Source organism: Nocardioides jiangsuensis (assembly GCF_019679455.1).
GTDB lineage: Bacteria > Actinomycetota > Actinomycetes > Propionibacteriales > Nocardioidaceae > Nocardioides_C > Nocardioides_C jiangsuensis.
On record NZ_JAIEZQ010000002.1, the window covers coordinates 950,627 to 971,312 of the forward strand.

At 72.4% G+C, this 20,686-nt stretch carries 22 protein-coding genes; 21 read left to right on the plus strand and 1 reads right to left on the minus strand.

Features of this window, described 5'->3' with window-relative positions; genetic code table 11:
• Positions 1–10 precede the first annotated feature (10 nt).
• The 17 genes from K1X13_RS13105 to K1X13_RS13185 all read left to right on the plus strand — a co-directional run bounded on the left by K1X13_RS13105 (position 11) and on the right by K1X13_RS13185 (position 16,193).
• Positions 11–1,342 (plus strand): ammonium transporter, encoded by a 1,332-nt coding sequence (locus K1X13_RS13105; protein WP_221025472.1) that lies wholly within the window; start codon positions 11–13, stop codon positions 1,340–1,342.
• Complete coding sequence (locus K1X13_RS13110; RefSeq protein ID WP_221025473.1) at positions 1,339–1,677, plus strand: P-II family nitrogen regulator; 339 nt, start codon at positions 1,339–1,341, stop codon at positions 1,675–1,677. The genes K1X13_RS13105 and K1X13_RS13110 overlap by 4 nt, the downstream gene beginning before the upstream one ends.
• 7 nt (positions 1,678–1,684) lie before the next feature.
• Positions 1,685–3,934 carry a [protein-PII] uridylyltransferase gene (locus K1X13_RS13115; protein WP_221025474.1) on the plus strand — a complete coding sequence of 750 codons (2,250 nt, stop codon included), beginning with the start codon at positions 1,685–1,687 and terminating at the stop codon, positions 3,932–3,934.
• A gap of 73 nt (positions 3,935–4,007) precedes the next feature.
• Complete coding sequence (ffh, locus tag K1X13_RS13120) at positions 4,008–5,582, plus strand: signal recognition particle protein (RefSeq protein WP_221025475.1); 1,575 nt, start codon at positions 4,008–4,010, stop codon at positions 5,580–5,582.
• A gap of 18 nt (positions 5,583–5,600) precedes the next feature.
• Entirely contained in the window at positions 5,601–6,674 is a 1,074-nt protein-coding gene (locus K1X13_RS13125) for an amidohydrolase family protein (protein WP_221025476.1), read from the plus strand.
• A 167-nt stretch (positions 6,675–6,841) separates the two neighbouring features.
• Complete coding sequence (rpsP, locus tag K1X13_RS13130; protein ID WP_221025477.1) at positions 6,842–7,348, plus strand: 30S ribosomal protein S16; 507 nt, start codon at positions 6,842–6,844, stop codon at positions 7,346–7,348.
• 5 nt (positions 7,349–7,353) lie between these two features.
• On the plus strand, positions 7,354–7,596 hold the full coding sequence (locus tag K1X13_RS13135; protein WP_221025478.1) for an RNA-binding protein: 243 nt from the start codon (positions 7,354–7,356) through the stop codon (positions 7,594–7,596).
• An 82-nt stretch (positions 7,597–7,678) separates the two neighbouring features.
• Complete coding sequence (rimM, locus tag K1X13_RS13140) at positions 7,679–8,251, plus strand: ribosome maturation factor RimM (protein WP_221025479.1); 573 nt, start codon at positions 7,679–7,681, stop codon at positions 8,249–8,251.
• A 1-nt stretch (position 8,252) separates the two neighbouring features.
• Positions 8,253–9,431 (plus strand): tRNA (guanosine(37)-N1)-methyltransferase TrmD, encoded by a 1,179-nt coding sequence (gene trmD / locus K1X13_RS19715; RefSeq protein ID WP_221025480.1) that lies wholly within the window; start codon positions 8,253–8,255, stop codon positions 9,429–9,431.
• 201 nt (positions 9,432–9,632) lie between these two features.
• Positions 9,633–9,995, plus strand: coding sequence for a 50S ribosomal protein L19 (rplS, locus tag K1X13_RS13150; RefSeq protein ID WP_221025481.1), 363 nt, complete (start codon positions 9,633–9,635; stop codon positions 9,993–9,995).
• Positions 9,996–10,018: 23 nt separating this feature from the next.
• Entirely contained in the window at positions 10,019–10,786 is a 768-nt protein-coding gene (lepB, locus tag K1X13_RS13155) for a signal peptidase I (RefSeq protein WP_308249547.1), read from the plus strand.
• A 60-nt stretch (positions 10,787–10,846) separates the two neighbouring features.
• On the plus strand, positions 10,847–11,611 hold the full coding sequence (locus tag K1X13_RS13160) for a ribonuclease HII (protein WP_221025482.1): 765 nt from the start codon (positions 10,847–10,849) through the stop codon (positions 11,609–11,611).
• Positions 11,608–11,916, plus strand: a complete 309-nt coding sequence (locus tag K1X13_RS13165) for a DUF2469 domain-containing protein (RefSeq protein ID WP_221025483.1) — start codon at positions 11,608–11,610, stop codon at positions 11,914–11,916. The genes K1X13_RS13160 and K1X13_RS13165 overlap by 4 nt, the downstream gene beginning before the upstream one ends.
• Positions 11,917–12,036: 120 nt before the next feature.
• Positions 12,037–12,405: a YraN family protein gene (locus K1X13_RS13170; RefSeq protein ID WP_221025484.1), complete on the plus strand. Its 369-nt coding sequence runs from the start codon at positions 12,037–12,039 to the stop codon at positions 12,403–12,405.
• Positions 12,405–13,997, plus strand: a complete 1,593-nt coding sequence (locus tag K1X13_RS13175; RefSeq protein ID WP_221025485.1) for a YifB family Mg chelatase-like AAA ATPase — start codon at positions 12,405–12,407, stop codon at positions 13,995–13,997. The genes K1X13_RS13170 and K1X13_RS13175 overlap by 1 nt, the downstream gene beginning before the upstream one ends.
• Positions 13,994–15,109: a DNA-processing protein DprA gene (gene dprA, locus K1X13_RS13180; RefSeq protein ID WP_221025486.1), complete on the plus strand. Its 1,116-nt coding sequence runs from the start codon at positions 13,994–13,996 to the stop codon at positions 15,107–15,109. The genes K1X13_RS13175 and dprA overlap by 4 nt, the downstream gene beginning before the upstream one ends.
• Before the next feature lie 184 nt (positions 15,110–15,293).
• Complete coding sequence (locus K1X13_RS13185; protein ID WP_221026068.1) at positions 15,294–16,193, plus strand: tyrosine recombinase XerC; 900 nt, start codon at positions 15,294–15,296, stop codon at positions 16,191–16,193.
• Positions 16,194–16,205: 12 nt separating this feature from the next.
• Here K1X13_RS13185 and K1X13_RS13190 read toward each other — a convergent pair whose 3' ends face one another.
• Positions 16,206–16,856, minus strand: coding sequence for a M23 family metallopeptidase (locus tag K1X13_RS13190; protein ID WP_221025487.1), 651 nt, complete (start codon positions 16,854–16,856; stop codon positions 16,206–16,208).
• A gap of 417 nt (positions 16,857–17,273) precedes the next feature.
• Between K1X13_RS13190 and rpsB the strand changes: the two genes are divergently transcribed.
• The 4 genes from rpsB (at position 17,274) to frr (ending at position 20,674) form a co-directional block, all read left to right on the plus strand.
• Complete coding sequence (gene rpsB, locus K1X13_RS13195; protein ID WP_221025488.1) at positions 17,274–18,257, plus strand: 30S ribosomal protein S2; 984 nt, start codon at positions 17,274–17,276, stop codon at positions 18,255–18,257.
• Between the two features lie 120 nt (positions 18,258–18,377).
• Positions 18,378–19,193 (plus strand): translation elongation factor Ts, encoded by an 816-nt coding sequence (gene tsf, locus K1X13_RS13200; RefSeq protein ID WP_221025489.1) that lies wholly within the window; start codon positions 18,378–18,380, stop codon positions 19,191–19,193.
• 125 nt (positions 19,194–19,318) lie between these two features.
• Positions 19,319–20,035 carry a UMP kinase gene (gene pyrH / locus K1X13_RS13205; RefSeq protein ID WP_221025490.1) on the plus strand — a complete coding sequence of 239 codons (717 nt, stop codon included), beginning with the start codon at positions 19,319–19,321 and terminating at the stop codon, positions 20,033–20,035.
• Positions 20,036–20,119: 84 nt separating this feature from the next.
• A complete protein-coding gene (gene frr / locus K1X13_RS13210) occupies positions 20,120–20,674 on the plus strand; it encodes a ribosome recycling factor (RefSeq protein WP_221026069.1) in 555 nt (184 codons plus the stop codon).
• Positions 20,675–20,686: the final 12 nt, after the last annotated feature.

A 20,686-nucleotide genomic window follows, 5' to 3' on the forward strand; every position in this document is an offset into this window, starting at 1 on the left:
GTTGAGACACATGATCAACACCGGCGACACCGCCTGGGTGCTGACATCGGCGGCTCTGGTGCTGCTGATGACCCCGGGCCTCGCACTCTTCTACGGCGGCATGGTGCGCTCCAAGAGCGTGCTGAACATGATGATGATGAGCTTCGGGGCGCTCGCGCTGATCAGCGTGCTGTGGGTGCTCTACGGCTACTCCATCGCGTTCGGCGACGACCTCGGGGCCGGTCTGGTCGGCGACCCGACCCAGTACCTCGGGCTCAAGGGCCTGATGGAGGACGTCACCTCCGAGGCGGGCGGGCTGCCGCCGATGGCGTTCGTGGCCTTCCAGGCCGTCTTCGCGATCATCACCGTCGCCCTCATCTCGGGCGCCATCGCGGACCGGGCCAAGTTCGGCACCTGGATGATCTTCGCGGGCATCTGGGCGACGGTCGTCTACTTCCCGATCGCGCACTGGGTCTTCGACTTCAGCCTCGACGACCACGTCGGGGGCTGGATCGCCAACACCCTGGTGGCCATCGACTTCGCGGGCGGTACCGCGGTCCACATCAACGCCGGCGCCGCCGGCCTGGCGCTCGCGCTGGTCCTCGGCAAGCGTCGGGGCTTCGGCAAGGAGGCCATGCGGCCGCACAACCTGCCGCTGGTCATGCTCGGCGCGGGCCTGCTCTGGTTCGGCTGGTTCGGCTTCAACGCGGGCTCGGCGCTCGCCGCGAACAACCTCGCCGCCGTCGCCTGGGTGAACACGCTGGTCGCCACCGCGGCCGCCGCCCTCGGCTGGCTCGCCACGGAGAAGGTCCGGGACGGCCACGCCACCTCGCTGGGCGCAGCCTCGGGTGTCGTCGCCGGCCTGGTCGCGATCACCCCGGCCTGCTCCGCGCTCTCGCCGGTCGGCTCGATCGTGCTCGGCGCGGTCGCCGGTTCCCTGTGCGCCCTGGCCGTCGGCCTCAAGTACCGGTTCGGGTACGACGACTCGCTCGACGTCGTGGGCGTCCACCTGGTCGGTGGCCTCGTCGGCACGATAGGCGTGGGCTTCCTGGCCACCGCCGCCGCCCCGGCGGGTGTCGACGGCCTGTTCTACGGTGGCGGTGTCGACCAGCTGTGGCGCCAGGCCGTGGGCGCGTTCGCCGTCCTCGCGGTGTCGTTCGTGGCGACGTACGCCATCGGCCTGGTCCTGCAGCGGACGGTCGGCTTCCGCATCGACGAGGAGGACGAGATCACCGGCGTCGACCTGGTCACGCACGCCGAGTCCGGCTACGACCTGCACTCCACCAGCGGCACCCGCAGCGGTGCTGGTGCCTCCACGCTGAACGCGGGCCAGCCCGCCAACGAAAGGAAGGTGACCGCATGAAGCTCGTCACCGCGGTGATCAAGCCGCACAAGTGGGAAGAGGTCCGCGAGGCGCTCGAGACCTTCGGCGTCACCGGCATGACCGTCAGCGAGGTCAACGGCTACGGCCGGCAGAAGGGGCACACCGAGGTCTACCGCGGGGCGGAGTACGACATCGCGCTCGTGCCCAAGATCCGGATCGAGATCGTGGTCGACGACCCGGACGCCGACGACGTCGTCGGGATCGTGGTCAAGAGCGCCCAGACCGGCCGGATCGGGGACGGCAAGGTGTGGGTGGTGCCGGTCGACAGCGTGGTGCGGGTGCGCACGGGGGACCGCGACGAGGCAGCACTCTGACCTGGTCGTGACCTCCACCGAACGCCTGAGTCGCGCGGACGCTGCCGATGCCCTGTGCTCGGCAGCGTTCGCGCGTGCCCTCGGGGAACGCGACGAGACCGGCCTGGCGCTGGTCGCCGTCGGCGGCTTCGGTCGTCGCGAGCTGGCCCCGCACAGCGACCTCGACGTGGTCCTCGTCCACACCGACGACATCGCCGACGCCGACCTCGCGGAGGTCGCCGGCACGGTCTGGTACCCGCTGTGGGACGGCGGAGCCGCTCTCGACCACTCCGTGCGGGCGTTGTCCGAGGTGACCGCCGCCGCCAAGCAGGACATCCGGGTCGCCCTGGGGCTGCTGGACGCCCGGCACCTCGCCGGGGACCCCACGGTCACCCTGCAGCTGCGCTCCGCGGTCCTGGCCCAGTGGCGCCGCGACGCGCGTCAGCGGCTGCCCGAGCTGCGGGAGATGGCGCAGAGGCGCGGCGAGCGGCTCGGCGAGCTCGCCCACGCCTCGGTGCCCGACCTCAAGGAGTCCGGCGGCGGGCTCCGCGACGCCACGATCCTCACCGCGCTCGTGGCCACCTGGCTCGTCGACGTCCCGCACGCCGACCTCGAGCGCAGCCGTCAGCAGCTCCTCGACGTCCGCGACGCGGTGCACGAGGTCGCCGGCCGTCCCTCGGACCGGATCGCCCCCGACATGTGGGACGACCTGGCCGACACGCTCAAGGTCGCCGACGCCGACGAGGCGCAGCGGCAGGTCCGCGAGATCGGCCGCCGCATCACCCACATCTCCCGGCTCACCTGGCGGCGCGTCGAGGGCGTGCTCGCGCGCCCGGTGTCCGGCGCGCACCGCCGCCGCCCGGACCTGGAGCCGGTCGGCTCGTCGCTCGCGCTGTCCAACGGCGAGGTGGTCCTCGACCGGGGTGCCCGGCCCGCCGACGACCCGACGCTGCTGCTCCGCGCCGCGGCGGAGGCCGCCGAGCGCGACCTGATCCTGGCCCCGCCCACCGCGGCGCGCCTGGCCCGTGAGTGCCCACCCATTCCGGAGCCGTGGCCCGAGGAGGCCCGGAACCTGCTGGCGCGCCTCCTCGCCGCCGGTCCCGGCCTGCTCGCGGTGTGGGAGACCCTCGACGAGACCGGCGCACTCCACACGCTGCTGCCCGAGTGGGAGCGGGTCCGGCTGCTCCCGCACGCCTCGGTCGTGCACCGGTTCACCGTCGACCGGCACCTGGTCGAGACCTGCATCGAGGCGTCCCGGCTGATCCGCCGGGTCTCCCGCCCCGACCTGCTGGTCGTGGCCGCGCTGCTCCACGACATCGGCAAGGGCGGCCTCGTGGAGCACAGCGCCGCCGGCGAGCCGATCGCCGCCGCGATCGCGGCCCGGATGGGGTACTCCGCCGAGGAGGTCGCCCTGCTCAGAGGTCTGGTCCGCTGGCACTTGCTGCTCGCGGATGTCGCCACCACCCGTGACCTCGAGGACCCCGCCACCGTGGCCCACGTGGTCGAGCGCGTGGAAGACGCACGGACGCTCGAGCTGCTCGCGGTGCTCACCGAGGCCGACGCCCGGGCGACCGCGGCGAAGGCCTGGTCCCCGTGGCGGGCCGGCCTGGTCGAGGAGCTGGTCGCCCGGGTCGCGGCCGAGCTGTCCGAGACCACCCCGGACGGCCTCGACACCGTGCTGCTGGACATCCCGCCGGCCGTCGCGGAGGACAGCACCCGGGTCGACCTCCGGGTGGAGACCGGCGAGCACGGCAGCCAGGTCACCGTGGTGTCCGGCGACCGGGTCGGCCTGCTCGCCGCGGTCGCGGGCATGCTCGGCATGCAGCGGGTGTCGATCCGTTCGGCGCGGGCCTGGACCCAGGACGAGTACGCCGTGTCCCAGTGGCAGGTCGACGACACCCACCTCGACGCCGCAGTGCTGCGCCAGCGGCTCGAGGCGGTCCTCGCCGGCCGGCTCGACCCGGGGGAGCGGCTGCGGCGCACGGCGGGTCGGACCCTGGACCCGTCCGTGGCGGTGCGGCCCGAGGCCTCCCGTGAGGCCACCGTGCTGGAGGTCCGCGTCGACGACCGCCCCGGTGTGGTGCACCTGGTGTGCCAGGCGCTGGCCGACATCGACGTGTCGGTGCGCTCGGCGCACGTGACCACGCTGGGCCCGCAGGCGGTGGACGTGTTCTACGTGCAGGAGACCGCGGCGGGGGCGCTGGGCGACGAGCGGTCCGCGGAAGCGGCGCACGCCGTACGCCATGCGCTCACCGGCCCGGCTACCCTTGACGCCTGACCCTTCATCGACCGGGCACACGGCCCGGGCCGGGGTCACGCTTCTGCGCCGCCACCACGAGGAATGACGACCATTGTTCGCAACTCTCTCTGACCGCCTTGCCGACACCTTCAAGAACCTCCGGGGCAAGGGCCGCCTGTCGGAAGCCGACATCGACGCGACCGCCCGCGAGATCCGGGTCGCGCTGCTCGAGGCCGACGTGGCCCTGCCGGTCGTCAAGGAGTTCGTCGGTGCCGTCAAGGAGCGCGCCCGCGGCGTGGAGGTCAGCCAGGCGCTGAACCCCGCGCAGCAGATCATCAAGATCGTCAACGACGAGCTGGTGACGATCCTCGGCGGGGAGACCCGCCGGCTGCGGTTCGCGAAGAACCCGCCGACCGTGATCATGCTCGCCGGCCTCCAGGGCTCGGGCAAGACCACGCTGGCCGCAAAGCTGGCGCTGTGGCTCAAGGAGCAGGGCAGCAGCCCGCTCCTGGTCGCCGCGGACCTCCAGCGCCCCAACGCGGTCAACCAGCTCCAGGTCAACGGCGAGCGCGCCGGCGTCAAGGTCTACGCCCCCGAGCCGGGCAACGGCGTCGGCGACCCGGTCGCGGTCGCCCGCGGCGGCGTCGAGGAGGCCCGGCGGACCCTGCACGACGTGGTGATCGTGGACACCGCCGGCCGTCTCGGCGTGGATGCCGAGATGATGCAGCAGGCTCGCGACATCCGCGACGCGGTCACCCCCGACGAGGTGCTCTTCGTCGTCGACGCCATGATCGGCCAGGACGCGGTGAACACCGCGCAGGCGTTCCTCGACGGGGTCGGGTACGACGGCGTCGTCCTCACCAAGCTCGACGGCGACGCCCGCGGTGGCGCCGCGCTCTCGGTCGCCTCGATCACCGGCAAGCCGGTGATGTTCGCCTCGGCGGGCGAGAAGCTCACCGACTTCGACCTCTTCCACCCCGACCGGATGGCCGGCCGGATCCTCGACATGGGCGACATGCTCACCCTGATCGAGCAGGCGGAGAAGACCTTCGACCAGGAGCAGGCCGCGAAGGCGGCGGCCAAGCTCACCGGCCAGGGTGGCGACTTCACGCTGACCGACTTCATGGAGCAGATGCAGCAGATCCGCAAGATGGGGTCGCTGAGCAAGATCATGGGGATGCTGCCCGGGATGGGGCAGTTCCGCGACCAGCTCGACAACTTCGACGAGCGGGAGATCGACCGGATCCAGGCGATCATCCAGTCGATGACCCCGGCGGAGCGGGAGAACCCGAAGATCATCGACGGCTCGCGCCGGCAGCGGATCTCCAAGGGGTCCGGCACCCAGGTCTCCGACGTGAACACCCTCGTCGACCGGTTCTTCGAGGCCCGCAAGATGATGATGTCGATGGCCAAGGGCGGCGGCATTCCCGGGATGCCGGGCATGCCCGGCATGGGCGGCGTCGGCGGCGGCAAGCGGGGCAAGGGCAAGCAGGCGCCGAAGAAGGGCAAGGCCAAGCGCGGCTCGGGCAACCCCGCCAAGCGCGCGCAGGAGCAGAAGGCCGCGGCGGCCAAGCCGCAGGGCGGCAACGGGGCGAACCCGTTCGGCCTGCCGCAGGGCGAGGACCAGCCCAGCGCCGAGGACTTCCAGCTTCCCGCCGAGTTCTCGAAGTACCTGCCCAAGCAGTAACCGGTAGCGTTCGGGGGCATGACTGCCTTCAAGCTGCGTGGAGTGGTCCTGCCCGAGGGCGAGGCGCGGGACCTGTACGTCGTCGACGGCCGGGTGACCTACGAGCCGGTCGCCTCGGCGGAGCTGGTCGCGGAGGGCTGGATCGTCCCCGGCCTGGTGGACGCGCACTGCCACATCGGCCTCGACGAGAACGGCGCGGTCCCCGAGGACGTCCAGGAGAAGCAGGCGCTCGCCGACCGCGACGCGGGCACCCTGCTGATCCGCGACTGCGGCTCGGCGGCCGACACGTCGTGGATCCACGACCGCGACGACCTGCCGCGGCTCATCCGGGCAGGGCGGCACCTCGCCCGGCCCCGGCGCTACATCCGCAACTACGCCCACGAGATCGAGCCCGAGGACCTCCCCGCGTACGTCGCCCAGGAGGCCGACCGCGGCGACGGCTGGGTCAAGCTCGTCGGCGACTGGATCGAGCGGGAGGCCGGCGACCTCACCCCGTCGTGGACCCGGGAGTCCCTGGAGCAGGCCATGCGTGTCGCCCACGAGCGCGGCGCCCGGGTCACCGCCCACGTGTTCGGCGAGCAGGCCCTGCCCGACCTGATCGGCGCGGGCATCGACTGCATCGAGCACGGCACCGGGCTCGACACCGGCCTGATCGACACGATGGTGGCCAACGGCGTCGCCCTGGTCCCGACCGTCAAGCAGCTCGAGAACTTCCCGGGCTACGCCGCGGCGGGGGAGGAGAAGTTCCCGGCCTACGCCGAGCACATGCGGGCGCTGTACGCCCGGCGGCGCGACACGATCGGCGCCGCCTACGAGGCGGGAGTGGCGATCTACGCCGGCACCGACGCCGGGGGCGTGCTGCCGCACGGCCTGATCGGTGACGAGGTGATCGAGCTGGCGACGTACGGCCTCACCGCCGAGGACGCGCTCGGCGCCGCGTCGTGGCGTGCCCGGGAGTGGCTCGGGATGCCCGGAGGCCTGGCGGAGGGCGCACCGGCCGACCTGGTGGTCTTCGACAGCAACCCGCTCGAGGACCTGCGCGTGCTCAAGGACCCCAAGCGGATCGTCCTGCGCGGCCGGGTGGTGTCCTGAAGGGCGATTGGAGTCCGGGCCCGGCTCTCTGGCACAATGTGCGGCTGAGTCCTGCGTGCCCGGACCCTCTCTCCCGGTCACGCAGCGTCCGCCGAGTGCATCGGCCCGGTCCCCACCTGGTTCGAGGCGCTCAACCACGCCAATACTTTCAAGGAGACACCACACCCGTGGCAGTCAAGATCCGTCTGAAGCGCATGGGCAAGATCCGTGCGCCGCACTACCGCGTCGTCGTCGTCGACTCCCGCAAGAAGCGCGACGGCAAGGTCATCGAGGAGATCGGCAAGTACCACCCGAAGGAGGAGCCCTCGTTCATCGAGGTGCAGTCCGACCGGGCGCAGTACTGGCTGGGCGTCGGCGCGCAGCCGAGCGAGTCCGTCGCCGCGATCCTCAAGGTCACCGGCGACTGGCAGAAGTTCAAGGGCGAGCCGGGTGCCGAGGGCACGCTGAAGGTCAAGGAGCCCAAGCGCGACAAGGCCGAGATCTTCAACGAGGCTCTCAAGGAGTCGGCGAACGAGCCCAAGGCCGAGGCCGTCACCAAGAAGTCCAAGAAGGCCGAGGCTCCCGCCGAGGAGGCTCCGGCTGCCGAGGCGACCCCGGCCGACGAGACCCCTGAGGGTGCCGCCGCGACCGACGACGCCGACAAGAAGCCGGCCGACGAGTCGACCGAGGGCTGATCCCCGTGCTGACTGACGCTCTCGAGCACCTGGTCCGTGGCATCGTCGACCACCCCGACGACGTGACCGTCCGCGACAAGCAGCTGCGGCGCGGCTCGATCCTCGAGGTGCGCGTACACCCCGAGGACCTCGGCAAGGTGATCGGTCGGGGCGGCCGCACGGCGACCGCGATCCGCACCGTGATCGGAGCGCTCGCCGGCAAGAACGGTGCCCGGGTCGACTTCGTCGACGTGGACCGTCGCCGGTAGGCACGAACAAGCACCATGCGAATGGGGAGACCAGCGATGGTCTCCCCATTCGTGCGGTTCCATCGAGAGCAGGTGAGGTGGCATGGCGAGCACCGAGGTCGTCGTCGGCCGGGTCGGGAAGGCCCACGGCATCAAGGGTGAGGTCTCCGTCGAGCTGCGGACCGACGAGCCGGAGCGTCGCTTCGCCGACGGCGTCGTGCTCGTCACCCGGGCCCCGGACGGCGGGGAGCCGCACGGCCCGTCCCGGCCCAGGTCGCTCTCCGTGCGCAGCACCCGCTGGCACCAGTCCCGCCTGCTCGTGACGTTCGCGGAGATCCGCGACCGCACCGCGGCCGAGGCCGCGCGCGGCCTGCTGCTCGCGGTCACCGTCGACGACGCCGAGACGCCCGAGGACCCCGAGGAGTTCTACGACCACCAGCTGGTCGGGCTCCGGGTGGAGACCGTCGACGGCCGCCCGGTGGGTGTGCTGGAGGAGGTCGTGCACGGCTCCGCGCAGGACCTGCTGTCGGTCCGGGCGGAGGACGGCCGGGAGGTCCTGGTCCCGTTCGTCGTGCAGCTCGTGCCCACCGTCGACGTACCGGGCGGCCGGATCGTGGTCGAGGACCTGCCCGGCCTGCTCACCCCCGTCGAGGAAGAGGACGAGGGGAGCGCCTGAGGTGCGGCTCGACGTCGTCTCGATCTTCCCCGGCTACCTCGCCCCGCTCGACCTCTCCCTGGTCGGCAAGGCGCGGGCGTCGGGGCTGCTCGACGTCCGCGTGCACGACCTGCGCCGGTGGACCCACGACCGGCACCACACCGTCGACGACACCCCGTACGGCGGCGGCGCCGGGATGGTGATGAAGCCCGAGCCGTGGGGCGAGGCGCTCGACGAGATCACCGCCTCCGGCGAGCCGGACACGGCGCCCGTGCTCGTCGTACCCACCCCCTCGGGGGAGCCGCTGACCCAGCGGGTCGCCGCGGAGCTGAGCGCCGAGCCGTGGCTGCTCTTCGCGTGCGGGCGGTACGAGGGCATAGACCAGCGGGTGATGGACCACGCCCGCACCCGGATGCGGGTCCGCGAGGTCTCCATCGGCGACTACGTGCTGAACGGGGGAGAGGTCGCCGCGCTCGTGGTGACCGAGGCCGTGGTCCGGCTGCTGCCCGGCTTCATGGGCAACCCCGCGTCGCTCACCGAGGAGTCGCACGGCGACGAGGGGCTGCTGGAGTACCCCGTCTACACCAAGCCGCCGTCGTGGCGCGGCCTCGACGTGCCCGAGGTGCTGTTCAGCGGCAACCATGCCAGGATCGCCGCCTGGCGGCGGGCCCGAGCGCTCGAGCGCACCGTCGAGCGCCGTCCCGACCTGCTGCACCGCAGCCGTCGGCTCACCCTCGACACGCTCGGCGAGGTCGCCGAGGTCCGGGCGGCGACCCTCGCCGACGCCGCCGAGATCCTCACCCTCCAGCGTGCCTGCTGGCTCCAGGAGGCGCAGGCCAACGGCACCCTCGACATCCCGCCGCTGAGGGAGTCGCTGGCCGACGTGGAGGCCGGGCTGCGGGAGTGGACCACGTTCGTGGTGCGCGTCGGCGGGCGCCTGGTCGGGTCGGTGCGCGGACGGCTCGACGGCCCCACCTGGAACGTCGGCCGGATCATGGTCGCCCCCGACCTCCAGGGCCGCGGCCTGGGGCGCTGGCTGCTGGAGTACGCCGAGCGGGCCGCCCCGGACACGGCCACCGGGTTCACCCTCTTCACCGGGGCGGGCAGCGCCGCGAACCTGCGGATGTACCGCAAGGCCGGGTACCGCCCGGTGGCGAGCGACGAGCCCGGCGTCGTACACCTGGCCAAGCGGCGCCGCTGACCGTCCGCTCGATTTCGTGGCCCGGGCGGGCCTGTGGCAGACTTGACCCTCGGTTCTGCGCATCGCGGCCACGCCCCGACCTCGTCGGAGCGGGCCGGCGGCCCACCTGCCACAGGGGGCGCGCCGCACGGTGCACAGCCAGGACCACTCCGACTGAACAACAGTTCCGTGGGTGACCTGTGGCGCTCACGAGGAGACATCATGACCAACGTCATCGACACGCTCGCGGCTGCCACCAAGCGCGACGACATCCCCGCCTTCCGCGCCGGCGACACCCTCAAGGTGCACGTCAAGGTCGTCGAGGGCAACCGCTCCCGCGTCCAGGTCTTCCAGGGTGTCTGCATCCGCCTGCAGGGCTCCGGCATCGGCCGCACCTTCACCGTCCGCAAGGTCTCCTTCGGTGTCGGCGTCGAGCGCACCTTCCCGCTGCACTCCCCGATCTTCGACAAGATCGAGGTCGTGACCCGCGGTGACGTCCGTCGCGCGAAGCTGTACTACCTGCGCAACCTGCGCGGCAAGGCTGCCAAGATCAAGGAGAAGCGCGAGGCGACCCCCGCGAGCTGACCGCCACTGGCTAGGCTCTCCGGGTGACCGACGCGCCTGAGAACGTACACCGCGACCCCGCCGACCCGGCTCCCTCCCAGGAGCCGTCGGCGGGGTCGCGGTCTTCCTCGTCCGGGCGCTCCCGCGAGGACAAGAAGCAGCTGCCGATCTGGCAGGAGATGTTCCTGCTGCTCGGCATCGCGCTCGTCCTCGCCGTCGTGATCAAGGCCTTCTTCATGCAGGCCTTCTACATCCCCTCGGGGTCGATGAACGACACCCTGGTCCTCAACGACCGGATCCTGGTGCAGAAGGTCTCCTACTGGGGCGGTGAGCCACAGCGCGGGGACATCGTGGTCTTCTCCGACCCGGGCGGCTGGCTGAGCTCCGGCGAGGTCACCACCGCCGACAACCCGATGACCCAGGCCCTCGAGCTGTTCGGGCTCTACCCGACCGGCGGCCACCTCGTGAAGCGCGTCATCGGCGTCGGGGGAGACCGGGTCAGGTGCTGCGACGACCAGGGGCGGGTCAGCGTGAACGGCGTCCCGCTCAACGAGAAGTCCTACCTCGCCGAGGGCGAGAAGCCCTCCCTGATCGACTTCGACGTGGAGGTCCAGGAGGGCTACATCTGGGTCCAGGGCGACAACCGCTCCAACTCCGCCGACTCCCGGGTCCACCTCGGCGACCCGGGCGGGGGGCAGATCCCGGTGGACGACGTGGTCGGCAAGGTGTTCATGGTCGTGTGGCCGTGGGACCACAGCAAGATGCTCGAGCGCCCGGCGACCTTCGACTCGGTCGCCGCAGCCGGGCAGTGACGCGCGCGGTCACGGGGGTCTTTTCCGGCCGGCGGTGTCCGGCGTGACAATGGGGGCGTCATGAGTGTGCTTCCTCGGGGTCTCACCGTCCGTCGCGACGCCGGCCTGTACGGCTACGAGCGGGCCCTGCGCCGCGCCGGTCTCGCGCCGATCGCGGGTGTGGACGAGGCGGGACGGGGCGCCTGCGCGGGACCGCTCGTCGCGGCCGCGGTGATCCTCCCCGACGGGCAGCGCGGCCAGGTGCCCGGGCTGGCCGACTCCAAGCTGCTGACCGCGAAGGCGCGGGAGCGCTGCTACGACCAGGTGGTCCGCCGTGCGCTGGCGTGGTCCGTGGTCGTGGTCGGGCCCGGGGAGTGCGACCGGCTCGGCATGCACGTGGCGAACGTGGAGGCCCTCCGGCGGGCGCTCGCGCGGCTCGAGGTGCGCCCGTCGTACGTGCTGACCGACGGCTTCCCCGTGGACGGCCTGGAGGTGCCCGGGCTCGCCGTGTGGAAGGGGGACCGGGTCGCGGCCTGCATCGCGGCCGCCTCGGTGATCGCGAAGGTCACCCGGGACCGGATCATGGCCGACCTGCACGAGCAGTACCCCGAGTACGACTTCGCGACGCACAAGGGCTACATCACCCCCACGCACACCGCGGCCCTGGAGAGCCACGGGCCCTGCCTGGTGCACCGGCGGCGGTTCGTGAACGTCCGCCGGGTCGAGGAACCCGGACGCTGGGGCTGCGAGGGTGCGCCGGTCCACACCGGGGCCGGGGTCCTCGTGAACAATGACCCTCACGGCCCGCGCGCCGTGCAACCGCTGCCGACGGAGGACGCCCGATGAGTGCCGAGGATCTCGAGAAGTACGAGACCGAGATGGAGCTGCACCTCTACCGCGAGTACCGCGACGTGGTGGGCATCTTCAAGTACGTCGTGGAGACCGACCGGCGCTTCTACCTGTGCAACCAGGTCGACGTGAAGGCGCGCACCGAGGCCGGCGACGTGTTCTTCGAGGTGTCGATGACCGACGCCTGGGTGTGGGACATGTACCGGCCGGCCCGGTTCGCCAAGAACGTGAAGGTCCTGACGTTCAAGGACGTCAACGTCGAGGAGCTCAGCCCGGCCGACATCGAGCTCCCGAAGCCCTGACCTCCGGCGCGGGGCCAGGTCTGGTCCCCAGGCCGCTCGCGGCCGCCGCCGTCCACACCGGCTCCACCGGGACCCGCTCCCGGGGCCCCGCTGCGTGAGGCTGCGTGCAGGAGGTTCTCGATGGACACGACTGCACAACGACGCTCGGCCCTCGGTGCGTACGGCGAGACGCTGGCGGCCCGCCACCTCGTCGACGCGGGCATGGTGCTGCTCGACCGCAACTGGCGCTGCGAGCTGGGCGAGCTCGACCTCGTCCTGCGCGACGGCCGGGTCCTGGTGGTCTGCGAGGTGAAGACCCGCTCCTCGACCGCGTTCGGCACCCCGCTCGAGGCGGTCACCGAGGTCAAGGCGGCCCGGCTCCGCCGGCTCGCGGCCCGCTGGCTCGCCGACCACACTGTCCGCCCCGCCGAGGTGCGCATCGACCTGGTCGGGGTGCTGGTGCCGCGGTCGGGCCCGACCGAGCTCGACCACGTGCGGGGTGTGGCCTGATGGCCGTCGCCACCGCCCGGACGATCTCGCTGCAGGGGGCGACCGGCCACCTGATCGACGTCCAGGTCGACCTGTCCCAGGGCGTGGTCAAGACCGCGATGGTGGGGCGTCCCGACGCCTCGATCAGCGAGGCCCGCGACCGGTGCCGGGCCGCGGTCACCAACAGCGGGTTCGAGTGGCCGGCCACCCGGCGGGTGACGATCCTGCTCTCGCCGGCCGACCTGCCCAAGCGCGGCCCGCACTTCGACCTCGCGATCGCGGTGGCCACGCTGGCCGCCTCGGGCACGATCCCGGTCGCCGCGCTGGCCGGGGTCGTCTTCGTCGGCGAGTTGACCCTCGACGGGCGGCTGCGCTCGGTGCCCGGGGTGCTGCCGATGGCGATGGCCGCCTCCGCCCGCGGCGTGCGCTGCGTGATGGTGCCCGAGACCCAGGTGGACGAGGCGGCGATGGTCCCCGGGATGACGGTGATCGCGGTCCGCTCGCTCGCGCAGGTGGTCGCCGTCCTCCGCGACGACGAGGTCCCCGACGCGCCCGCCGTGGACCCGCTCGCGAGCGGGCCGCTGCTCAGCTGGCGCGGGGAGGAGCGGATCAGCGAGGTGGACCTCGCCGACGTCCTCGGCATGGCCGACGCCCGCTACGCGCTCGAGGTCGCCGCGGCCGGAGGACACCACCTGATGCTGAGCGGACCGAAGGGGGCGGGCAAGACCACGCTGGCCGAGCGGATCCCCGGGCTGCTTCCCGACCTCACCGTGGAGCAGTCGCTCGAGCTCAGCGCGATCTACTCGCTGGCGGGGTGCCTGCCCGCGGGCCAGACCATGGTCACCCGGCCGCCGTTCCGCGCCCCGCACCACTCGGCGTCCCGGGCCAGCCTGCTCGGCGGAGGCAGCGGCCGGGTCAGACCGGGGGAGGTGAGCCGTGCGCACACCGGCGCCCTGTTCCTCGACGAGTTCCCGCTGTTCAACGCCGACATCATCGACGCGCTGCGCGAGCCGCTGGAGAGCGGGGAGATCACGATCGCCCGCGGGGAGGAGACCGCGACCTTCCCGGCCCGGGCGATGTTCGTGATCGCCTGCAACCCGTGCCCGTGCGGCGACTACCACCCGACCAACCGCGACAACCGGTGCACGTGCACGGAGGTGCGCCGCCGGGAGTACCGCAAGAAGATCAGCGGGCCGGTCGCGGACCGGGTGGACATCACCCGCCACGTGGAGCCGGTCCGCGCCTACGAGGTAAACGACCCGCTGGCCCGTCCCGAGACCTCCGCCGAGGTGCGGGTCCGGGTCACGGCCGCCCGCGAGCGTCAGGCGGTCCGCTACGACTGCACCGGGTGGCGGCTCAACGCCGACGTTCCCGGCCCGGTGCTGCGGGAGCGCTGGCCGCTGACCGACGAGGCCGACCGACTGCTGACCGAGCGGGTCTACGCCGGCGAGCTGACCCGGCGCGGCGCCACCCGGGTGCACCGGCTGGCGTGGACGGTGACCGACCTGCGCGGCGGCGACCGGCCGGGCCTCGACGAGGTCGACGTGGGGCTGCGGCTCCGCACCGGCCAGCCGTTGATGCTCGACACGCTTGTCGGCTCGAGGCCGGCATGAGCGAGCGCGTCGCCCGAGCCGCCCTGACTCGGCTGAGCGAGCCGGGGGACCTGCGGCTGGCCACCCTGGTCGCGCGGCTGGGCGCCAACGAGGTCTACGCCCTGCTCCGCGACGAGCAGGACGTCGCCGGGGTCTACACCGACGTGGCCGCCCGGCTCCGCGGGCTCGACCCCGAGCGCGAGCTCGACGACGCCGCCCGCAAGGGCATCCGCTTCGTCTGCCCCGAGGACGACGAGTGGCCTGCGGCCCTCGACGACCTCGACCGGTGCGAGACGCTGCAGAGCCGGGGCGGTGCGCCGCTGGGTCTCTGGGTGCGGGGTGGCGCCCGGCTGGACCAGATGAGCCGCTCCGCCGCCGCCGTGGTCGGTTCCCGTTCCGCCACCACGTACGGCGCCGGGGTCGCCGGCGACGTCGCCGCCCATCTCGCGGGCCACGGGGTGACCGTCGTCTCCGGCGCGGCGTACGGCATCGACGTGGCGGCCCACCGGGGGGCTCTGGCGGCCCGTGGCCCCACGCTCGCGGTGCTCGCCTGCGGCGTGGACCGTGCCTACCCGGCGGCGCACACCACCCTGCTCGACTACATCGCCGAGCGCGGGCTGGTCGTGTCCGAGCTGCCGCCGGGGTGCTCGCCCACCCGCCTCCGCTTCCTCTCCCGCAACCGGGTGATCGCCGCCCTCGCCCAGGGCACCGTCGTCGTGGAGGCAGCCGTCCGCAGCGGCGCGCTGAACACCGCCAACTGGGCGGCCCGGCTCAACCGGGTGGTGATGGGCGTGCCCGGGCCGGTGACCAGCGCGCCCTCCGAGGGCGTGCACCAGCTGATCCGCACCCGCGACGCGGCACTGGTCACCAGCGGTGCGGACGTGCTCGAGCTGCTGGCCCCGGCCGGGTCCTTCCTCGCTCCCGAGGCACGTGGTCCGGAGACGGTGCGCGACCGCCTGCCCGAGCGGGACCGGCAGGTGCTGGAGGCGGTCCCGGTCAGCCAGGGGGCGAGCGCCGACTCGATCGCCCGGACCGCCGGTATCGCCACCCGCGAAGTCGCCCCGGCGCTGGACCGGTTGCGGGGCGTCGGGCTGGTCGAGCGGTCCGGGGAGGTGTGGCGGCTTCTGCGCTGACACCGCGACGGGGCACTCCGACGAGCAGGGAACGAGGCGTGACGCCACACCCGCGACCAGCCGAGAACCGCCACGTCCGGCGCGTAGGCTCGCGCTCGTGGTGGCGAAGGATCCCGAGGCAGCCGACGCGGAGGCGTCCGCCGCGGAGCCGACCCCTCCCGCGGAGGCGGCGCTTCCCGAGCCGATGGCGGCCGTGCTCGCCGACTACGAGCGGCACCTGACCTCCGAGCGCGACCTGACCCCGCACACCGTCCGGGCCTACCTGGGCGACATCGCCGGGATGCTGGAGCACGCAGCCCTGCTCGGTCACGGCGACGTCCGCGGGCTCGACGTGGCGACGCTGCGAAGCTGGCTGGCGAAGCAGCAGACGTTGGGAAAGGCGCGGACCACGATGTCGCGCCGTGCCACCGCGGTGCGGGTCTTCACCGCCTGGGCGCAGCGCACCGGCCGCGCCGAGACCGACCCGGGCGCCCTGCTCGGCTCGCCGAAGGCGCACCGCACGCTGCCGCCGGCCCTGCGGGTGGACGAGGCCCGGAAGCTGCTGGCCGCCGCGGCCACCCGCGCCGACGACGGCAGCCCGGTCGGCCTGCGGGACGTGGCGATCCTCGAGCTGCTCTACGCCACCGGGATCCGGGTCGGTGAGCTGTGCGGCCTCGACGTCGACGACGTCGACCGGGAGCGGCGGGTGGTGCGGGTGCTCGGCAAGGGCCGCAAGGAGCGCACCGTCCCCTACGGCCAGCCCGCAGACCGCGCTCTCGCGGTCTGGCTGGGCGGCCCCCGGACAGCGCTCGCCGTGCACGGCTCGGGCGCCGCGCTGTTCCTGGGAGTGCGCGGCGGCCGGATCGACCAGCGGGCGGTGCGCTCGATGGTGCACGCCCGCCTCGCCGACGTCCCCGGCGCGCCCGACCTCGGTCCGCACGGCCTTCGGCACACCGCGGCCACGCACCTGCTCGAGGGCGGGGCGGACCTGCGCACGGTCCAGGAGCTGCTCGGGCACGCTTCGCTGGCGACCACCCAGATCTACACCCACGTCACCACCGATCGCCTGAGGGCCGCCTACCGGCAGGCACACCCCCGAGCCTGAGGGGCCGCATACTCAACGCCCCGATCCGGCCAGGAGCGGCGGACGCGGGGACGACGGGGTGAGCCCGCCGGTCTGCCGGCCGGCCGGTCCTGGGATGCCCAGGGGCGTCGGAGCGGTCGGCAGGCCCGAGAACAGCGGCAGCAGCCGCACCGGTCCGGCGCCCACCAGCGTGAGCGGGTCGAGGTAGGTGTCGCCCTCGACCAGGCCCCAGTGCAGGCAGGACCGCGGCCAGCAGTGGGAGCCGAAGAGCTCCAGGGAGCCGATCCGCTGCCCGGATGCCACCAGGTCCCCGACGCCCACCGACGCGGTGACCGGTTCGTAGGTGGTGCGGGTGGGGCCGTGGGCGACCACGACCACGCCGCGGCCGGCGAGACGGCCGGCGAAGGTGACCGTGCCGGCGAGGGCGGCGCGGACCGGCTGGCCCGTGGACCCGAGCAGGTCGACGCCTCGGTGGCCCGCGGCGTAGCGCGTCTCCGGCGGGTCGAAGCCGGCGACGACCTCGGGGGTGGGGGAGAGCGGCCAGGTGCCGGCGCCCCGGGCAGGAGCCGCGCCCTCGGCGGGTGTGGGGACCGGGGCGGGTGCGTCCGGGGCGGGCGCAGCCGGGGCGGGACCGCCGAGCCCGAGCACGATGAGGGCGAGCAGGTGGGCGAGTGCGACGTTCATGGGGCGAGGATGACGGTGGCGGGCCGCCGTACGCCTCCACTCCGCTCCGGCGGTGGACGACTGGTCGTGGCGGCCGGTTGTGCACCGGATCGGGCCGGTTCGGAGGATTAGGGGCGCGGGCCGGTTCTCGTCTAGAATCGCGCGTGGCAACCCGTGTACTCGGGTTGTACTTCGCACGCTCGCTCTCCGCGACCGAGTCGTCACCCTCACCGGCGGCGGCTCATCCGTGGGCGTCGTCCCTTTCGGTCTCCCTCACGGGAGTCGGGACGCGCGCGGGCGTCAGGGCAGGGCGGCACCCGTCTCCCTGCGGCAAACTGAGCCGACCCGCTCACGCGAGTCGACGCACGTGCCGGACCTCGGTCTTGCGCACGTGCGCGTCCGTGTGTGCAGGTCACACGACCAGGAGGAACGATCGGCATGGCCGTCGTCACCATGCGCCAGCTCCTTGAGAGCGGCGTCCACTTCGGGCACCAGACCCGCCGTTGGAACCCGAAGATGAAGCGCTTCATCATGACCGAGCGCAACGGCATCTACATCATCGACCTGCAGCAGTCGCTGGCCTACATCGACCGCGGCTACGCCTTCATCAAGGACACCGTCGCCAAGGGCGGCACCGTGATGTTCGTGGGCACCAAGAAGCAGGCCCAGGAGGCGATCGCCGAGCAGGCGACCCGCGTCGGGATGCCCTACGTCAACCAGCGTTGGCTCGGCGGCATGCTCACGAACTTCCAGACGGTGCACCAGCGCATCAACCGTCTGAAGGAGCTCGACGAGATCGACTTCGACAACGTCGCGGGCAGCGGGCGCACCAAGAAGGAGCTCCTGCAGATGAAGCGGGAGCGCGACAAGCTCGAGAAGACCCTCGGTGGTATCCGCGAGATGACCCGCACCCCCTCCGCGGTGTGGATCGTCGACACGAAGAAGGAGCACCTCGCCGTCGAGGAGGCCCGCAAGCTCCGGATCCCGATCATCGGCATCCTGGACACCAACTGCGACCCCGACGAGGTCGACTTCCCGATCCCGGGCAACGACGACGCGATCCGCGCCGTCGGCCTGCTCACCCGCGTCGTCGCCGACGCCGTCGCCGACGGCCTGATGGCTCGCTCCGGCGCCAAGACCGGCGACGCCGCCACCGGCGCCGAGCTGGGCTCCGAGGAGCCGCTGGCCGAGTGGGAGCGCGAGCTCCTCGCCGGTGACGCGGACAAGGCGGCCGTCGAGGCGACCGGTGGGGACGCGGAGAAGACCGACACCCCCGCCGCCGAGGCCACCGGCGCGTCCTCCGAGGGCGCCGAGTCCACCGAGGCTGCTGAGTCCACCGAGGCTGCTGAGTCCACCGAGGCTGTCGAGGCTGCCGAGTCCGCCGCCCCCGCGGCCGACGCCGACGCCGAGAAGCAGGCCTGACCCACTTCGCAGGTACGGGTGGGTACGGCGGCCGCCACGGCCGGCGTACCCACCCGCCACCCGCGCGGTGACCGCACCACCACCGACCCCACTTCACGAACCACGAGGGAATCGAGACTCATGGCGAACATTTCCGCCGCAGACGTCAAGCGGCTCCGCGACCTCACCAGCGCGGGCATGATGGACAGCAAGAAGGCGCTCGAGGAGGCCGACGGCGACTTCGACAAGGCCGTCGAGATCCTGCGCGTCAAGGGTTCGGCCAAGGCCGCGAAGCGGGGCGCCGAGCGCTCCGCCACCGCCGGTCTGGTCGCGACCTCGGGCACCGCCCTGGTCGAGCTGAACTCCGAGACCGACTTCGTCGCCAAGAGCGACGAGTTCGTCGCGGTCGCCCAGCAGATCGCCGACGTGGCCGACGCGGCCAAGCCGGCCGACGCCGAGGCGCTCAAGGCCGTCCAGCTCGGTGACTCCACCGTCGGCGAGACCGTCGAGGCGCTCGCGGTCAAGATCGGCGAGAAGATCGAGCTCGGCCGGGTGGCCGTGTTCCAGGGCAGCACCGTCTCCTACATGCACCGTCGCGCGTCGGACCTGCCGCCGACGGTGGGCGTGCTCGTCGAGTACGAGGGTGCCAACGAGGACGCCGCCCGCGCCGCCGCGATGCAGGTCGCCGCGATGCGCCCGCAGTTCGTCTCCCGTGACGAGGTCCCCCAGGACGTCGTCGCCAAGGAGCGCGAGATCGCCGAGGCTACCGCCCGCGAGGAGGGCAAGCCCGAGCAGGCGCTGCCCAAGATCGTCGAGGGTCGCGTCAACGGGTTCTTCAAGGACGTCGCCCTGCTCGACCAGCCGTCGGTGCAGGACAGCAAGAAGAACGTGAAGGCCGTCCTGGACGAGGCGGGCGTGACCGTCAAGCGGTTCGCCCGCTTCGAGGTCGGAGCCTGATCAACTAGGGTTCAACCCGAAGGCGACAGACGTGAGGAGGCCGGTCCGTGGAGCGCAGCACAGCATCCGCCGGACCGGCCTTCTCGTCTGTCCCGGCTCATGACACCACGGCGCGAAGGAACACAGTGACGGCGTACAAGCGGGTTCTGCTCAAGCTCTCCGGCGAGGTATTCGGTGGGGGGAAGGTCGGTCTCGACCTCGACGTCATCAACTCGATCGCGCGCGAGGTCGCCGAGGTGGTCCGCGGTGGCGTCCAGGTCGCGATCGTGGTCGGCGGCGGCAACTTCTTCCGCGGCGCCGAGCTCCAGCAGCGCGGCATGGAGCGGGCCCGCGCCGACTACATGGGCATGCTCGGCACGGTGATGAACTGCCTCGCGCTGCAGGACTTCCTCGAGAAGCAAGGCGTCGAGACCCGCGTGCAGACCGCGATCACCATGGGCCAGGTCGCCGAGCCCTACATCCCGCGCCGCGCGATCCGTCACCTCGAGAAGGGCCGGGTCGTGATCTTCGGCGCCGGCGCCGGGATGCCGTACTTCTCCACCGACACCGTCGCCGCCCAGCGCGCCCTCGAGATCGGCGCCGAGGTGATCCTCATGGGCAAGCAGGGCACCGACGGCGTGTACGACGCCGACCCGAACGTCCACGCCGACGCGGTGAAGTTCGACGCCCTCAGCTACGACGAGTTCCTTGCCCGCGGCCTCAAGGTCGCCGACGCCACGTCGGTCAGCCTCAGCCGCGACAACGACCTCAGCATGATCGTGTTCAACCTCTCCGAGGAGGGCAACATCGCCCGAGTCGTCCAGGGTGAGAAGATCGGTACGACGGTCTCGCGCACCGTCTGACATCTCCACCAGCAGCACCCCCCCGCACACCGCGGCCCAGGCCGCACCCGCCCGAGCCCGACCATCGACCAAGGAGCAGCCGTGATCAACGAGACCCTCAACGAGGCCAGCCAGAAGATGGACAAGGCCGTCGAGGTCACCCGTGAGGACTTCGCGGCCATTCGCACCGGGCGGGCGCACCCCTCGATGTTCCAGAAGATCACCGCCGACTACTACGGCACGCCCACCCCGCTGCAGCAGCTCGCGTCCTTCACCGTGCCCGAGGCGCGGGTCGTCATCGTGGCGCCGTACGACATGGGCGCGATGGCCGCGATCGAGAAGGCCATCCGTGACTCCGACCTCGGCGTGAACCCCACCAACGACGGCAAGACCCTTCGGGTCGTGCTCCCCGAGCTCACCGAGGAGCGCCGCAAGGAGTACATCAAGATGGCCAAGGGGAAGGCCGAGGACGGCAAGATCTCGATCCGCAACATCCGCCGCCACGCCAAGCAGGCCCTCGACAAGCTCGAGAAGGACGGCGAGGTCGGCAAGGACGACGTGACCGGCGCCGAGAAGCGCCTCGACGGGCTCACCAAGAAGCACACCGACGCCATCGACGAGCTGCTCAAGCACAAGGAGTCCGAGCTGCTCGAGGTCTGAGCGGCCCGGAAC

Bases quoted from the DNA above. Each gene is read 5' to 3' on its own strand.
- K1X13_RS13165 (WP_221025483.1), top strand. From the start codon at position 11,608: ATGAGTGCCGAGGATCTCGAGAAGTACGAGACCGAGATGGAGCTGCAC.
- K1X13_RS13185 (WP_221026068.1), top strand. From the start codon at position 15,294: ATGGCGGCCGTGCTCGCCGACTACGAGCGGCACCTGACCTCCGAGCGC.
- K1X13_RS13110 (WP_221025473.1), top strand. From the start codon at position 1,339: ATGAAGCTCGTCACCGCGGTGATCAAGCCGCACAAGTGGGAAGAGGTC.
- rpsB (WP_221025488.1), top strand. From the start codon at position 17,274: ATGGCCGTCGTCACCATGCGCCAGCTCCTTGAGAGCGGCGTCCACTTC.
- dprA (WP_221025486.1), top strand. From the start codon at position 13,994: ATGAGCGAGCGCGTCGCCCGAGCCGCCCTGACTCGGCTGAGCGAGCCG.
- K1X13_RS13160 (WP_221025482.1), top strand. From the start codon at position 10,847: ATGAGTGTGCTTCCTCGGGGTCTCACCGTCCGTCGCGACGCCGGCCTG.
- tsf (WP_221025489.1), top strand. From the start codon at position 18,378: ATGGCGAACATTTCCGCCGCAGACGTCAAGCGGCTCCGCGACCTCACC.
- rplS (WP_221025481.1), top strand. From the start codon at position 9,633: ATGACCAACGTCATCGACACGCTCGCGGCTGCCACCAAGCGCGACGAC.
- rimM (WP_221025479.1), top strand. From the start codon at position 7,679: ATGGCGAGCACCGAGGTCGTCGTCGGCCGGGTCGGGAAGGCCCACGGC.
- K1X13_RS13125 (WP_221025476.1), top strand. From the start codon at position 5,601: ATGACTGCCTTCAAGCTGCGTGGAGTGGTCCTGCCCGAGGGCGAGGCG.
- K1X13_RS13175 (WP_221025485.1), top strand. From the start codon at position 12,405: ATGGCCGTCGCCACCGCCCGGACGATCTCGCTGCAGGGGGCGACCGGC.
- K1X13_RS13170 (WP_221025484.1), top strand. From the start codon at position 12,037: ATGGACACGACTGCACAACGACGCTCGGCCCTCGGTGCGTACGGCGAG.
- K1X13_RS13105 (WP_221025472.1), top strand. From the start codon at position 11: ATGATCAACACCGGCGACACCGCCTGGGTGCTGACATCGGCGGCTCTG.
- K1X13_RS13190 (WP_221025487.1), bottom strand. From the start codon at position 16,856: ATGAACGTCGCACTCGCCCACCTGCTCGCCCTCATCGTGCTCGGGCTC.